General features: G+C 37.5%; 14 protein-coding genes. 5 read left to right on the top strand and 9 right to left on the bottom strand.

Annotation, left to right across the window (positions count from 1 at the left end; translation table 11 throughout):
- Positions 1 to 184: 184 nt before the first annotated feature.
- From CXY28_RS05915 to CXY28_RS05885, 7 genes are read right to left on the bottom strand one after another with little or no spacing between them, the layout of a single operon-like run.
- On the bottom strand, positions 185 to 940 hold the full coding sequence (locus CXY28_RS05915) for a R.Pab1 family restriction endonuclease (RefSeq protein WP_100979931.1): 756 nt from the start codon (positions 938 to 940) through the stop codon (positions 185 to 187).
- On the bottom strand, positions 927 to 1919 hold the full coding sequence (locus tag CXY28_RS05910; protein WP_100979929.1) for an adenine methyltransferase: 993 nt from the start codon (positions 1917 to 1919) through the stop codon (positions 927 to 929). The genes CXY28_RS05915 and CXY28_RS05910 overlap by 14 nt, the downstream gene beginning before the upstream one ends.
- A gap of 45 nt (positions 1920 to 1964) precedes the next feature.
- Positions 1965 to 4286, bottom strand: coding sequence for a DNA topoisomerase (ATP-hydrolyzing) subunit B (gene gyrB / locus CXY28_RS05905; protein WP_100979927.1), 2322 nt, complete (start codon positions 4284 to 4286; stop codon positions 1965 to 1967).
- 12 nt (positions 4287 to 4298) lie between these two features.
- Positions 4299 to 5423, bottom strand: coding sequence for a DNA polymerase III subunit beta (dnaN, locus tag CXY28_RS05900; RefSeq protein ID WP_100979925.1), 1125 nt, complete (start codon positions 5421 to 5423; stop codon positions 4299 to 4301).
- Positions 5424 to 5479: 56 nt separating this feature from the next.
- Positions 5480 to 6547 (bottom strand): phospholipase A, encoded by a 1068-nt coding sequence (locus tag CXY28_RS05895; protein ID WP_100979923.1) that lies wholly within the window; start codon positions 6545 to 6547, stop codon positions 5480 to 5482.
- 14 nt (positions 6548 to 6561) lie between these two features.
- Positions 6562 to 7890: a sodium-dependent transporter gene (locus CXY28_RS05890; RefSeq protein WP_100972647.1), complete on the bottom strand. Its 1329-nt coding sequence runs from the start codon at positions 7888 to 7890 to the stop codon at positions 6562 to 6564.
- A 10-nt stretch (positions 7891 to 7900) separates the two neighbouring features.
- The gene (locus CXY28_RS05885; protein ID WP_078269663.1) at positions 7901 to 9229 is read right to left on the bottom strand and encodes a sodium-dependent transporter; all 1329 of its coding nucleotides are present in this window, start codon (positions 9227 to 9229) and stop codon (positions 7901 to 7903) included.
- 230 nt (positions 9230 to 9459) lie between these two features.
- On the opposite strand from CXY28_RS05885, the gene ybgC reads away from it, so the two are divergent.
- Positions 9460 to 9861 carry an acyl-CoA thioesterase YbgC gene (gene ybgC, locus CXY28_RS05880; RefSeq protein WP_001203794.1) on the top strand — a complete coding sequence of 134 codons (402 nt, stop codon included), beginning with the start codon at positions 9460 to 9462 and terminating at the stop codon, positions 9859 to 9861.
- Positions 9851 to 10111 carry an HP0495 family protein gene (locus tag CXY28_RS05875; RefSeq protein ID WP_100972641.1) on the top strand — a complete coding sequence of 87 codons (261 nt, stop codon included), beginning with the start codon at positions 9851 to 9853 and terminating at the stop codon, positions 10109 to 10111. The genes ybgC and CXY28_RS05875 overlap by 11 nt, the downstream gene beginning before the upstream one ends.
- Here CXY28_RS05875 and murD read toward each other — a convergent pair.
- The gene (gene murD, locus CXY28_RS05870) at positions 10108 to 11376 is read right to left on the bottom strand and encodes a UDP-N-acetylmuramoyl-L-alanine--D-glutamate ligase (RefSeq protein ID WP_100979922.1); all 1269 of its coding nucleotides are present in this window, start codon (positions 11374 to 11376) and stop codon (positions 10108 to 10110) included. The two genes, CXY28_RS05875 and murD, sit on opposite strands and share 4 nt — an antisense overlap.
- A 1-nt stretch (position 11377) precedes the next feature.
- A complete protein-coding gene (mraY, locus tag CXY28_RS05865; protein ID WP_100979920.1) occupies positions 11378 to 12439 on the bottom strand; it encodes a phospho-N-acetylmuramoyl-pentapeptide-transferase in 1062 nt (353 codons plus the stop codon).
- A 119-nt stretch (positions 12440 to 12558) separates the two neighbouring features.
- On the opposite strand from mraY, the gene CXY28_RS05860 reads away from it, so the two are divergent.
- From CXY28_RS05860 to CXY28_RS05845, 3 genes are all read left to right on the top strand, one after another.
- On the top strand, positions 12559 to 13395 hold the full coding sequence (locus CXY28_RS05860; protein ID WP_100979918.1) for an HpaA family protein: 837 nt from the start codon (positions 12559 to 12561) through the stop codon (positions 13393 to 13395).
- A gap of 98 nt (positions 13396 to 13493) precedes the next feature.
- Positions 13494 to 13682, top strand: a complete 189-nt coding sequence (gene rpmB / locus CXY28_RS05855; RefSeq protein WP_001119005.1) for a 50S ribosomal protein L28 — start codon at positions 13494 to 13496, stop codon at positions 13680 to 13682.
- Positions 13683 to 13863: 181 nt separating this feature from the next.
- Positions 13864 to 15000, top strand: coding sequence for a potassium channel family protein (locus CXY28_RS05845; protein ID WP_100979916.1), 1137 nt, complete (start codon positions 13864 to 13866; stop codon positions 14998 to 15000).
- Positions 15001 to 15376: the final 376 nt, after the last annotated feature.

Raw genomic sequence — 15376 nt, 5'->3', positions numbered from 1 at the left:
GAATCTGTATTTTATTAGTATAACATAAGCCATTAAAGAAAAACGACAAGTTTAAAGCCTAACCTTGTTTTTATAGCTTTATGAAGCGCGTTTTATTGATGCATGGTGGTTTCTCATAAATGGTTTTATCCCACCTAGACCTTTATAGCGTTGGATATTCCCTTTCTAACAATCCGTATCATTGTTAATTTTGAAGTATTTTTTCTAAAATCTTTAACACATCTTTATGGTGCGCTTGGCTTAAAAGTCCAAAAATTTTAAGCATTTCTAAAAACATGAGAGCGTTGGTTTTATTGATGGTTAAAAAAGCATGTTCTTTGAGCATAGCCGTTCTATTTAATAAGGGAGTAGCGGTTTTTAATTCCAAAATAGAAAAGCAAAAATACAGCATGGCTTGAGTTTTAGAGCCATATTGTTGCTCTCTAATAACGATTTCGCTCAACTGATTATCGTTGAAAGAATGAATGAGTAAAGGGTAAGAAATGCGTGAAAGTTCAAAATCCATGCCACCAAATTGATGCGATCTAAATCTTTCTCTTGTAATCATAAAATTATCTTCTATAAATTGTTTTTGTTTTTCTAAATATTTTAAAGTATTTTCTAAATTTTCTAAACTGATTAAACCTAATTGCTTAGCGTAATAAATCATTTCGCTCAATTCATAAAGAGTTTTTACTTTATTATTAGCCCCTAAAAAATGATATTTTTCATCTTTTAAAGTAGTGAGTTCAAATTTTTCTTTATCTTTAATGGGGACATCATAACCGATTTGCCACTCTACATAATGCTTTAAGCTAAAAGGGATTTTTCTAGTCGCTGTTGAAACACCATAATCGCTAAAGGCATGTCTGATTTTCACACGCACTTTGCCTGAAATTGAAGTTAAAGGAATGGAAACCTCAATCACTTTTTCATCATGGTTAATTTTAATCAAACTCACAAGGGTGTCCTTGAAACAATTTTTTAAAGTATTCTAAACGCACTCTTTTATCTTTTAAAAAAGCGTCTTTAATTTCTAAAAAAGCAAAATGATCAATAATAATATCCAAATTACCAAAATAATAAGGGATTTTAGGGGCGATTTCCTTAAAATAATGGATATATTGGTAATAAATCAATTTATCTTGACTGATTCGCACCGCATTAGCGCTTGGCGCGTTTAAAAAAGTTTTGTTGCGTTTGAGAGCGTTAATGTCTCGCATAGGGAAAAAATAGCCCACGCATGCCCCAACCTTTTTAGCGTTAGGGTATTTATCCACATAATTGGCTATATAGTCAAAATCGTTTAAGCATAGCGTCGTATCGCAATCAGTTGGAAAAATAAAACGCCTAATACCTGCATAGTCCATTCGCCCTCGCTCATATAAAGCTATCACAATAGGAAATTCGTTACTCTTAGTGAAAGATTTAGAAGAAACAACCAAAGCGTCTAAAAGCCTGTAATGATCCTTAAATAGCTTTAATTGCTTAAAATTAGCCTCTTTGATGAGATAAGATAAAGGGTGTAACACGCAAATAAACGCCGGCTTTAAAATTGCGAAAGATTTTAAAAAACTTATCCCTAAATCCCTAGATTTCAAATCGTTGTCTATCTCAAAAATGAAATCTTTATTTTTAATATCTTGTTTGATAAAGGAAGTTCTATCGTTATAGGGGGGATTGCCCACGATGATTAAAGGCTCATCTTGGCTAACGCCATAATTTTCTCTTTTAGGATTGGCTAGAGCGTTTATTATTAAAGCACCACACTTAGGGTCAATATCCGCTCCTATTTTTTTAGGGTGGTGGAGTTTTAAAAACTCTTTATTGCCACATGCGGTGTCTAAAAGCGTGTAGTTTTCAATACCAACATGCTTTTTTAAAAGCCTGTAAGCATAATCCACTAAATAAGGGGGCGTGTAGTAAGCCCCTAAATTCACGCTCTCTTGTTTGGTTAAATGTTTGGGAGTGGCGATTAAAATCCCTTACACATCTAGTTGTTTCACGTCTTTAGCATGCGCTTGGATAAAGGCTCTTCTAGGCTCTACTTCATCGCCCATGCAAAGCGAAAAGACTGCATCGGTTTTTTCCAAATCTTCAATTTTGAGTTTGATTAAGCTGCGGTTTTCTTTATGCATGGTCGTTTCCCATAAATCATTAGGGTTCATCTCGCCTAGCCCCTTATAGCGCTGGATATTCGCTCCCTTTTTAGCGTGATTTTCCACTTCTTCTAAAAACGCCAAAATATCCTTATTTTCCAAGAAATCTAAATTATACTCCATAAGCTTTTGATAAGTGTAATGCGCTTCTTCAAACAACACTTCTTTAAAGAGGTTGTCATCTAGGTTAAATTCCACCAAGCCCTTAGGGGTTTGCGTGTGCAAATGCAAGCTTTCTTCAGTAGCAAAAGAGCGTAAGATCTGATAATTCAAGCCCTCTAATTTTTCCAAAATGCTTTTTTCTAAAACTTTCATATCAAGGCTTAAGGCGTCCTTAGTTTCAATGAGAAAGCGTAAAATTTCTAGCAAATTGTAGCGTTTTTCTAATTCCAAAAGTGCGTAGCGGTAATGGCGCGCCACTTTTAACAAATTCATCAAATCGTTCTTGCCAATCCCTTCAATATCCACCGAATTGATGCCATGCTCAATTAAAAAATGATCCAAAGCGACGCTGTCTTTAAGATAAATTTCTGTTTTGCCCTTCTTGTATTTGTAAAGAGGGGCTTGAGCGATATAAACATGCCCTTGTTCAATCAGCGGGCGTAAATAACGATAGAAAAAAGTCATCAGCAAGGTTTGGATATGGCTCCCATCCACATCAGCATCGGTCATGATAATGATTTTATGATAGCGCAATCTTTCTATATCAAAGCTCTCTTGAATGCCACACCCAAAAGCCGTGATCATGTTTTTAATTTCTTCTGATTTTAGGATCTTTGACAAATGGCTTTTTTCCACATTTAAAATCTTACCCTTTAAGGGCAAGATCGCTTGAAAAACCCTATCGCGCCCTTGTTTAGCGCTCCCGCCCGCGCTATCGCCCTCCACTAAAAAGATTTCACTCTCTAAGGGGTCTTTGCTCTGGCAATCGGCTAATTTTCCAGGCAAGGTGCCGACACTCAAATTATCTTTTTTCCTTGTAAGCTCCCTGGCTTTCTTACTGGCTTCTCTGGCTTTTGCGGCTAGTAGGGCTTTATTAGCGATGATTTTAGCTTCGTTAGGGTTTTCTTCTAAAAACTGATGGATTTTATCATAGACTAATTTTGAAACCAACGCGCGCGCATACGAACTGCCGAGTTTGGATTTAGTCTGCCCTTCAAATAACGGCTCGCTCATTTTCAAGCTCACAACAGCGATCAAGCCCTCTTTAATGTCTTCAGAGATGGGGCGCGACTCTTTAGTTTTAATATTATTGTCAATGTATTGTAAAATCGCCTTAGACAAGCCCATTTTAAAGCCCGCCTCATGCGTGCCGCCCTCAGAAGTTTTAATGTTATTCACAAAGCTTAAAGTGTTTTCATTGTAATCATCAGCATACGCCAAAGCGACCTCTATAGAAGTGCGCGTTTCTTCATCCATGCTTTTAAACGCAATAATGGGGGTGAGCAATTCTTTTTTAGCGCTGTCTTTCACGAATTGTTTCAAGCCGTCTTTATAGAAATAAGTCTCTTGCAGTTGGGTTTTTTCTTCTTTGAAAGAAATTTTTAAGCCGTCGTTAAGATACGCCATTTCTTTGAAGCGCTTTTGCAAAATACCCGCTTGAAATTCAACGACCTCCATCACGCTTTCATCAGGGAAAAATTCAATAGTCGTGCCGCTTTCTTTAGCGCTTTTAGTCTTGCCAATGACTTCAAGCTCGCTAATGGGGATACCCTTTTCAAACTCTTGGCGATAGATTTGACCCTCTTTTTTAATGGTCATAATCAAGCGTTTGCTCAAAGCGTTCACAACCGAAACGCCCACGCCATGCAAACCGCCTGAAACCTTATAAGTATCATTATCAAACTTACCCCCCGCATGCAAAATCGTTAAAACCACAGTGCAAGCGGGGATTTTTTCCGTGGGGTGAATATCTACAGGAATGCCTCGCCCGTTATCTTCTACAACGCATGACCCCTCACTAGTCAAAGTGATATTAATCCTATCGCAAAAGCCCGCCATGCTCTCATCTACAGCGTTATCCACGACTTCATACACCATGTGGTGCAACCCACCCACATTGGTATCGCCAATATACATTCCAGGGCGTTTCCTAACCCCCTCTAAGCCTTTTAAAACCTTAATACTATGGCTCTGGTAATTTTGCATTCAATCAAGCCTTTATAGTGTGATTGGCATCATCAAAGTGGAGATTTTAGCGTTCAAGTGGCTTTGCTTTTCATCAAGAGGCTCTTGGATCAAAAAAGGTGAAGAAGGCTCATTGCATTTTAAAACGAATTGCGTTGTCCCTAAAGCGTTTAAGGCTTCAAGGAAAAATTTAGCGTTCACGCCCAAATGAAAGGCTTTTTCAATATCCAAACCTTTTTCAATCTCAACAGAGGTTTTAGCCGTTTCGCTATGCTCAGAATCCAAAGATTCAAACAAAGCGTTATTTTTTTCTAAAGTGAGTTTAATGGTGGAGCTTAAAGAACTGCACAACTTAATGCTCTCTTTAAATTCTTCCTTGCCTAAAGTGAAAGAAGAAATGTATTCTTTGGGGAGGATTTTTTGATAATCGGGGTAATTCCCATCAATAAGCTTGGTGAAAAAAGTGTGCGTTTCGTTTTCAACCACCGCTAGCATGCCATCGCTTTTAAAACTGAAATTTTCATAAAAAAGCTTAAGGATTTCTAATAAAGCCCTTTTAGGCAAAATACAAGAGATGTCTTCTTCAGTGGAATGGATAGAGATTTTTTCTAACTGCGTGTAAGAGAGCCGTTTGGTATCCGTGCCTACCACTGAAAGGGTTTGATGTTTTTGATCAAATTGCATTAAAATACCGGCTAATTCCCTTTTATGGCTAGTTTGCTCAATCACAGGAGCGATCTTTTTAAACGCATCTATTAAAAAGGGGGCATTGACTTCCAAACTCACTTTTGGCTCAATAACAGGGAATTCAGGGAACTCATCAGCGTCAAACATGGGGAGTTTGAAAGAGCTTTTATTTTGTTTGATCACCAAGCTGTCATCTTTAGTCTCTAAAATAATATTGGAGTCCTTCAAACATGAGATAATATCCAAAAACTTTTTCCCGTTGATCGTGCCTACGCCCTCTTTATCGGTGGATTGCGTAAAAATATAGCTTTTTAGCCCAATATCTGAATCGCTGGCTTTTAAAAAAAGCTTTTCTTTAATGACTTCTAAATGGATGTGTGAAGCGATAGAAGAAGCGTCTTTTTTATCCAAAAAAGCTTGCAAGTAGCGCAAAGCATTTTCTAAATCGTTTTTACTAACACTGATTTTCATAGCTGAATAATCCCCTTGAATTTTTGGTCTTAATTATAGCATAAAAGAACGCTTTTTTAAGGGTTTAAGCGTATTCCTACCCCTATACGATTGGAAAAAACATCGTATTCATACAAGCCATCGCCATAGCCGTTAAACCACTGCGCATAAATCCCCACAAAAGGGTTAATGCGATAGGTATAGCCTAAGCGGAAAGCTCCATGCCAGCGATCATAACGCCAGTATTGCGTGAAAATATCATAAAGTTGCAATTCAAAATGATGGCGCCCTCTCCTGTAATCAATTTTAGCGTTACCATACCCCATATAATCAATCAAATTAGGGTTGGATTGATCATAAGGGACATAGGGCCAATAAGCGACCATGATTTTTAGGCCTCCCTTTTCCCACACCAAACGAAACACAGGGCGTTGCCCCGCGCTCACCGAACGACACCCCCCCCAGCGCACATCTTTTTGCCCGTTATAATCTTTAACGATTACAGGCCCTCCTGGGAATTGGTTTTCAGGATTACCTTCTTTATTAAAAGGCTGGTAACATTGCGCGCCTCCCACGCCATTAGAAATGTGCTGCCAACCTATCCAAATCTCAGAAAAATTCCCTATTTTACCCCCAAAAGGTTTAAAATTAATAGGATAAACATAAATGAGTTCAGGCATGAAATTGATCATTCGCATGGGAGCGGATTGGGGGTCATTGTAAATTTGAAACCAGTCAGTTTGGGTATAAGCCAAATACAGCGTGCCTTTAGTCCAAAGAATATGCCTAAATACAGGCACTCTAAAACTGATTTGGAACTTAAACTCATTGCGTTGATACGGGTTGATATTGGGGTGGTACCATTGAAAAATGGGGGTGAAACTATGATAAAAAGGCAGAAAGTAAGTGCCTAGATAATCCATCATGTTTAAATATTTTTTAGCAAAATCCACCCAAGAATGTTCTTTGGGGGCTTTTTGTGGAGGGAGATACCAAGAATTAGATAAATCGTTTTGCGTTTTAATGATGTGCAAATCCTGTTTGCGCAAATAGTAGTTATAATCCACCTTAAAATTATCTTGTGAAAATTTTTTGCTCTCTAATTGACAAACTACAAAAATCATAAAGATCAAAATGCTTTTCATCAAGTATCTTTATTTCACTTAAATTGCAAGATGAAAATCGCTAAAATCACTACAGGCGCGATAAAACGAACGCTAAAATGCCACGCTTTGAAAGCGTTTGCATTAAAGAAATGCTTCGTGGCTAAAAAAGAACGCTTTTTATTTAAAATCCATCCTATAAATAAGACTGAAAACAAGCCTCCCAAAGGCATTAAAAATGAAGAAGTGATGAAATCCAGCCACCCAAACACGCTCTTATGAGCGAAGCTTAAAAACTTAGCGTATCGTTCATTCATAGAAAGAATGACTAAAACGCCTAAAACATACACAACAACCCCTATCCATAGCGACGCTTGAATGCGCGAAAAATTAAAACGATTGATTAAATAAAGCGCTAAAGGCTCTATCAAAGAAACCGTGGAAGTGATCCCGGCAAAAACAAGTGCCATAAAGAAAAAAAGCGAGACAATCTGCCCGCTCATGCCCATTTTAGCGAAAGTCAAAGGCAAGGAAATAAAAACAAGCCCTGGCCCTTGAGACACATCTGCATGGTATTCAAACACAAAGGTGAAAATCATCACCCCAGCAATCAAAGAGATTAAAATACCGGGTAAGACAATAAATAAAGAGCTTTTGAATAGATTTTCTTTTTTGGGCGTGAAAGCTGAATAAGTAATAATCGTGCCTACCCCCAAACTCAAAGAAAAGAACATCTGCCCCAAAGCGTCCATAACAACCTTAAAATCAATCTTTTGAATCTCAAAATTAAACAAAAAGTGCAAAGCCTTAGGCATGCTTTCTAAAGTCATCGCATAGATTAAAAGCCCTATGAAAATAACAAACAACAACGGCATCAGCACTACATTTAATTTTTCAATCCCCTCTTCAATCCCCCTAGAAACAAACCATATTGTCGGCAATAAGCATGCACTAAAGCCAATAACAGGCCAAATTAAACTGCCATTTTGGAGCATGCTAAATTGCATTTTGGCTTGCTCTAAATCTTTAGGCAAATCAAAAGTTACTACAAAAAGATAGTAAAGCACCCAGCCTAACACCACCGCATAAAAGGATAAAATGAGAGGGCCGCCTAAAATAAAAAAAGAAGTGAAAGGGTAATATTTTTTCCTTTTAGGATCTAAGATTTGATAATTAGAAACAACATCTTTTTTACCCAAATTCCCAATCAGCATTTCCACTAAAAGCATAGCAATGCCTAAACTCAAGGTTAGCACCAGATATAAAAGCACAAACGCGCTCCCCCCATTATGACCTACCATATAAGGAAAGCGCCAAATATGCCCTAAACCGATAGAGCTACCCAAAGTGGCTAAAATAAAGCCTAATTTAGAAAATTTTCCCATGCTAAATGTTTTAATAAATCTTGCTCAACCAAATAGAAAACACAATTAAAGGGGTGATATATTTAAGCAAGAAATACCAAGTTGCAAACAATTTAGGGCCTAAAAAGTGCGTGCTTAAAAGACGCAATTTTTCTTTTTTCAAAACCCAGCCCATAAAAATAAAGGTTGCCATCCCGCCTAAAGGCATGATAATGGTGCTTGATGCAAAATCCAACCAATCAAAAAGACTTTTTTCAAAGAAAGTGAGATAGTCTTTATAATCTTTATGAAGCGAGAAAATCAACACCACGCCTACGATAAAAATGAGCGCTACAAGACCCCAAGTAACCTTAAAACGAGAGTATTGATACCTTTCGGTAAGATACATCACGCTTGGCTCTAATAAAGCCACCGTAGAAGTGATGCCAGCAAAAGCGAGCGCGAGCAAGAAAAGAATTGAAACAAGAACGCCTATCGCTCCCATTTGGCCAAAAACCACCGGTAAAGAAGTGAAAATTAACCCTGTGCCTTGTGAGACATTCGCCCCGTATTCAAACACAAAAGTGAAAATCATAAGCCCTGCCACAAGAGAAATTAAAATCCCTGATAAAACCACCCAAATCGTGCTTTTAAGCAAATTCTGCGTTTTATCAGTAACCGCAGCGTAAGTGATATTGATCCCTAAACCGATGCTTAAAGAAAAGAAAACCTGCCCCAAGGAATAAGTGAACACTTGAGAAGTCAAATCTTTTGGTTTGAAATCAAACATGAAATGGAAAGCTTTAGAAAAAGAATCCATGCTCATCGCATAAAAAAGCAAACCAAAAAAAGTGGCAAAGAGTAAGGGCATTAAGACTAGATTGAGTTTTTCAATCCCTTCTTTAATCCCTCTAGAAACAATCCATCCGGTTATGAATAAAACGCTAAAAAGCCCTATGGATTGTAACCCTATAGACTGCAAAGTTTGAGTAAAAATTTGTTCAGATTCTTGGATATTGTTAGGCAAATTAAAACTAACACTCACCAAATAATAAAGCACCCAGCCTAAAATCGTGCCGTAAAAAGTCAGTATTAATGGCCCAGAAATAAGCAAAAGCCCTGCGTATTTCCAGCGTTTTTTAGGGTTAAGGTCAAGCTCTTTAAAAGCTTCTATTACATTTTTTTGCGTGCTTTGTCCTAATAGCATTTCAGCGATAAACATCGCCGCGCCAACGCTTAAGGATAAAAATAAAAACAATAAAACAAAAGCACCCCCACCGCTCACCCCAGTCATATAGGGGAAACGCCAAATATGCCCTAAACCTATCGCGCTCCCTAAAGCCGCTAAAACAAATCCTAATTTAGAAAAATGATTACCCATATCTTAACTACCAAACTCCTTGTCAATGATTAAAATTAAGGAGCAATGTCTTTAATCGTCCAACTATTGCTGTATTAGTTTTTTGAAATCTTTAAAGATCTTAAGATTTAAGAAAAAACCCGCTTCAAAAATACCTTAAAATTATAAAGCAACGCCCCTAGATTATACTATAATTAAGTTACATATTGTATAATTTTAAGAAAATTTCATTATTTAAGTAAGGGGAATTAATGCGCTGTAGGGTATATTACGAAGATACCGACTCTGAAGGCGTGGTCTATCATGCGAATTATTTGAAATATTGCGAAAGGGCTAGGAGCGAGTTTTTTTTTAAACAGAATGTCTTGCCCGAAAATGAAGAAGGCGTGTTTGTTATCCGCTCTATCAAAGCGGATTTTTTCACCCCCGCAAGCCTTGGCCAGGTCTTAGAAATAAGAACGCAAATTAAAGAATTAAGAAAGGTTTTTGTGGTGCTTTTTCAAGAAATTTATTGTATCCAAAACGCTTCTTTAGAGCCTATGAAGCCTTTTAAAGTCTTTGCTTCAGAAATCAAGTTTGGCTTTGTCAATCGCTCCACATACAGCCCTATTGCCATTCCTAAATTGTTTAAGGATCTATTCAATGCCGTCTGATTTAAAAAAACCCACCATTATTTACCCTTGCCTTTGGGATTATAGGGTGATTATGACCACTAAAGATGAAAGCGTGTTAAAAGAGCTTTTAGAAACCTACCAACGCCCCTTTAAATTGGAATTAAAGAACACTTCTAAAAACGCTAAATTTTATAGCTTTAATGTTTCTATGGAAGTTTCAAACGAAGCAGAACGGAACGAGATTTTTCAAAGAATTTCACAAGTAGACGGAGTGGTTCAAACGCTTTAATCCTTTAAAACAAACGCTTTAAATTTTTCACCCCTTTCTTTATACGAAGAAAATTGATCCAAACTGGCCGCGCTGGGTGAAAGCAAAGCGATTTCATTTTGCAATAAAACGCTTTTAATTTCTTGAACCGCTTTTTCTAACTCCAAACAAACCTGACAAGAAACATTAAATTCTAACGCTAAGGCTTGGATGATAAAAGCGCTTGATCCTATCGCATAAAGGCTTACTTCATGGTTTTTAAATTCTTCAAAAAGGGGGGTTAAATTGACCCCTTTAATATCGCCCCCTAAAATCAAATGGATTTTTTGGTTTTTAAAGGTTTTTAGAGCTTGTAAGGTGGCATCAATGTTCGTGGCCTTGCTGTCATCTACCCACAAACGCCCTTGTTTATCCCTAAATTCTTCCATTTTATGCGATCCGATTTTAAAAGCGTTCAGTCTTTTAAGGGCGTTTTCTTTATAATTTTGCCATTTTAAATTCTTTATTTTTAAAAATTGCTCATAAATTAAAAGGGCTAAGGCCGCGTCCAATAAAAACGCTCCCTTAAAAAAAAGAGCGTTAGAAGGGATTTCTAAACGCTCTAAAACCTCTTCGCTTTTGTCAAAAAAGATTTTTTGCGCTTGCGAGTTTTGAATAATGGGGTGTTCTTTGAATTTTAAAGGGAGGATAGCGAGCGAAGTTTTGGGCATCAATGTTAAAACCTTGAGTTTAGCGTTCAAATAATTTTCAAAATTGCAATGCCAAGTCAAATGATCGGCTTTGACATTGATGAGCAAGTAGATTAAGGGGTAAGCTTTATTGGTGTAATGCAAAGAAAAGGAGCTTGTTTCTAACACCCACAAGGGCGATTGTTTTTCAAACAATTCAATCAAGGGCGTGCCGATATTCCCCCCACTCACAGCCTTAAAATCTTCTAAAAGCATGGTGAGCATTTCGGTTGTGGTGGTTTTCCCGTTAGTGCCGCTAATACTGATTATAGTAGGCGTGAAAACCAAATCAAACAAGCTGTCAATATAATCGTATTCGCTCACTAAATGCTTGGCTTTCATGACTAAAGGGTGCGTGAAACTAATGCCAGGGCTGACTACCTCCAGTTGGGAATCATTAGGGTTAAAATCCTTACTGGGGTAGCAAAGAAAACCCTCTCTATCCTTAAAAAATGAAGTGAATTGATCATCAAAAAATTTGACTTCGTTGTGGTTTTTTTTAAAAAAACGCGCTAGGGCTAAAGTGGTTTTGCCATGCCCCAATAAAGAGATTTTCATTTTAACGCACCTTCAAGCTTAAAAGAGCGATTAAATTACTCAGCATAGAAATGATCCAAAAACGCACGATCACCTTGTTTTCTGCCCAACCCTTTTGCTCAAAATGATGATGGATGGGTGCCATTAAAAAAAGGCGTTTTTTACGGGTTTTATAACTCCCTACTTGCAAGATCACCGACAAAGTTTCTACCACAAAAATAGATCCCATTAAAACGAGTAAGATTTCATTATGCGAAACAATAGCGTTATAAGCGATAAACCCCCCCAAAGCCAAACTCCCGCTATCGCCCATAAACACGCTTGCCGGGTTGCAGTTATACCACAAAAAGCCAAAGAGCGATCCCACTAACGCCAACGAGACAACAAACAATTCCCCCACATCTATGACTTTAGGATAGAGCAAGTATTTAGAAAATTCCGCATTCCCTGCCACATACACAAAGACAGAAAAGCTTAAAAGGGTGAAAATGCTAGGCACGCTCGCTAAGCCGTCTAACCCGTCGGTTAAATTCACCGCATTGCTCGTGGATAAAAAAACCAACACCCAAAAACCAACCGCTAACATCGTGGGCATTTCAAACAAGGGGTTTTTCAAAAAAGGCGCGTATAAAAAAGTGTCTAACCCTTTAAGGCTCAATAAAACAGACACCACAAGCGAAAGGACAAACAGCATGCCAAATTTCATTTTCGCACTCATTCCGGCGTTATTTTGCTGGTTGATTTTAGTGTAATCGTCTCTAAAACCCACAAAACTAAAGCCCACTAACACGATTATCCCTAACAACACATAAAGATTACCCAAAGACGCGCACAACACGCTCGCAACAATGGTTGCAAAAACAAACACAATCCCCCCCATCGTAGGGGTATCCTTTTTATTCTGGTGGCTTGGCACAAAGCTTGAAATGGGCTGATTAGCCTTTTTAGCCTTGGCCCATAGAATGAATTTAGGCATTAAAAAAAGCGTGAGGAAAAAGGCTATGAAAAACCCTAACCCTGCTCTAAAGGTCAAATACTGGAAAAGATTGATATTAAAATAGCCATATAGTAAAGAATAGAGCATAAAATCCCCTAAAACCGCCATGCTTGAAATTTAGAAAAAATTGTAGCGCAAATTGATTTACTTAAAAATAGCATGAATAGAGTAAAATGGGAGCTTGTTTTAATTTTTAGGAGTTTTTTATGGAGCGTTCGCTTATTTTTAAAAAAGTTAGAATTTATTCTAAAATGTTAGTTGCTTTAGGGCTTTCAAGCGTGTTGATCGGTTGTGCGGTGAATCCAAGCGCTGAAACAAAAACACCAAATGACGCCAAAAATCAAGTTCAAACTCATGAAAGAATACAAACAAGCTCTGAACATGTTACGCCGCTAGATTTTAATTATCCGATACATATTGCTCAAGCCCCACAAAACCACCATGTTGTAGGTATTTTAGCGCCACGCATTCAAGTGAGCGATAATCTAAAACCCTATATTGATAAGTTTCAAGACGCTTTGGCCAATCAAATCCAAACTATTTTTGAAAAAAGAGGCTATCAAGTGTTGCGTTTTCAAGATGAAAAAGCTTTAAATGCGCAAGATAAGAAAAAGATTTTTTCTGTTTTGGATTTGAAAGGGTGGGTAGGAATCTTAGAAGATTTGAAAATGAATGTAAAAGATCCCAATAATCCTAATTTAGACACGCTAGTGGATCAAAGCTCAGGCTCTGTGTGGTTTAATTTTTATGAGCCAGAAAGCAATCGTGTAGTCCATGATTTTGCTGTGGAAGTAGGGACTTTTCAGGCAATGACCTATACTTACAAACACAGTAATTCTGGAGGGTTTGATTCTTCAGACAGCATTATCCATGAAGATTTGGAAAAGAATAAAGAAGATGCGATACATAAGATCTTAAACAGAATGTATGCGGTTGTCATGAAAAAAGCTGTAACAGAACTTACAGGAGAAAATATTACCAAATACCGAGACGCTATTGATAGAATGAAAGGCTTTAAAAGTTCTATGCCTCAAAAAAAGTAGTTCTTAAACGAACCATTTAAAAATTAGCCTTAAAATCAGTCTTTTTAAAGGCTATTTTAAGTATAATGCAAAGTTTATTTCAATATTAAGGATACACAATGGCAAAAAGATGCACTTTAACTTTTAAAGGGCCTATGATAGGCAACCATGTCAGTCATGCGAACAACAAAAACAAACGCCGTTTACTCCCTAACTTGCGATCGATTAAGATCCAATTAGACGACGGCACGACTAAACGCATTAAAGTGGCTGCTTCCACTTTAAGAACCATGCGTAAAGGGGCTTAGTTTTTAGAATTTCTGTCCGTTTTGATTGTAGGGGTGGTTTTGGTGTTTTTGATAACCTTTTTAAAACTCCCCTTAAATCTAAACTTCTTTTTGGGATTAAAACACAGCTTAGGTTTAGCGTTTTGATTAAATTTAGAGGTAAACGCTTTCAAAAGAATTTATTTTGATCTAGGAATTGGTTTTGTTTGAAAAGTTGAAATTTTTTAAAATCAAAAAAGACGATGAAAATCAGCCAGAAGTCAATTTAAATTCTGAAATCTATGAGCAATTTAAGGTCTTTAGACTCCCGCTTATTTTAATCCAATTGCTTGTGCTTTTAGGCACTCTAGGATATTTCGCCCTAGAAAATTATAGCCTTATGCAAGCTTTCTTTCAAACGACTTACACCATGACAGCTACAGGGTTTGGTGCTTTAAATGAAAGCCAGTTCGGGCCTATAAGTATTTTTTTAACTTCCATTTTAATGTTTTTTGGGGCAGGAATTATTGCCTTTAGCGTGGCTATTTTAGTTAGCGTGGTTAATAAAGGCACGCTTACCAGATTGATTAAGGAGAAAGGTATGATTTATAAAATCGCACGCCTTAAGGATCATTATGTGATTTGTTACCACAATGAATACACCATTGAATTGAGCAAGCAGTTCCGCTCCGCTCAAATCCCTTTTGTGGTCGTGGATAATGACCCTAGTTTTGAAGAAGAAGCCATTAAGCACAAATACCCCTACTACATCATAGGCGATCCGCACACCAATTTAGCCATGCTAAAAACCCACTTAAGCAGCGCTAGGGGCGTTGTGGCGTTGTCTAAGATTTTACCGGTGAATGTGGCGTTAATGGTGAGCGTGCGCTTGTTTGAAAAGGAATTGAAGCGCAAACCTTACTACATCATTGCGAGCGCGCATAGCGATGAAGGCTTAGAAAAATTAAAAAAATTAGGGGCTGATATGGTGGTCTCCCCTACAAAGCTCATGGCGCAGAGAGTGAGTGCTATGGCGGTGCGTCCGGATATGGAAAACATCTTAGAGCGCTTTATCAATAAAAAAGACACGCTTTTAGACTTAGAGGAAGTGATTGTCCCTAAAACCAGCTGGCTTGTGTTAAGGAAATTAAAAGAAGCCCATTTTAAAGAGATCGCTAAAGCGTTTGTGATTGGCATCACTCAAAAAGATGGCAAATACATCCCCATGCCCGATGGAGAAACGATCATTGCAAGCGAAGCCAAGCTATTAATGGTTGGCACTTCAGAAGGCGTTGCGACCTGTAAGCAACTCATCGCTAACCATCAAAGACCCAAAGAAGTGGATTACATTTCATTGTGATTGATACAGCCCTTTTTAAATAAAAAAAGCTTGGCTCTCATCAAATATGGATAATAAAATCTAAAATGCTAAAAACATTTTTTATAATTAATAGCAAAGAGCTTGGCGTTAGTCAAAAAGTTTTAGCCATTCATGTTTGATGAGAACCGATCCAAGATTTAAACGGATTTGAGGCTTATTTTTCTCACACCCATACGCTCAATGAGAGTTAATTATAACCCTTTTAAAGCCTTCTTTGTTGATATGATCGTTATAATCGCTTCATTAAAATAATTGATATTCCCGTAAAAATACCCATGATACAAGCTCAAAATACCGCTCGCGTTTTCCACTAAAAGTTTTTTATAATAAATTTGCGATACATATTTATGCGTGA

The organism is Helicobacter pylori (assembly GCF_002832345.1).
Classification (GTDB): Bacteria; Campylobacterota; Campylobacteria; order Campylobacterales; family Helicobacteraceae; genus Helicobacter; species Helicobacter pylori_CP.
Note: the sequence above shows the minus strand (reverse complement) of the source record. Positions and strands in the feature narration are given on the sequence as shown.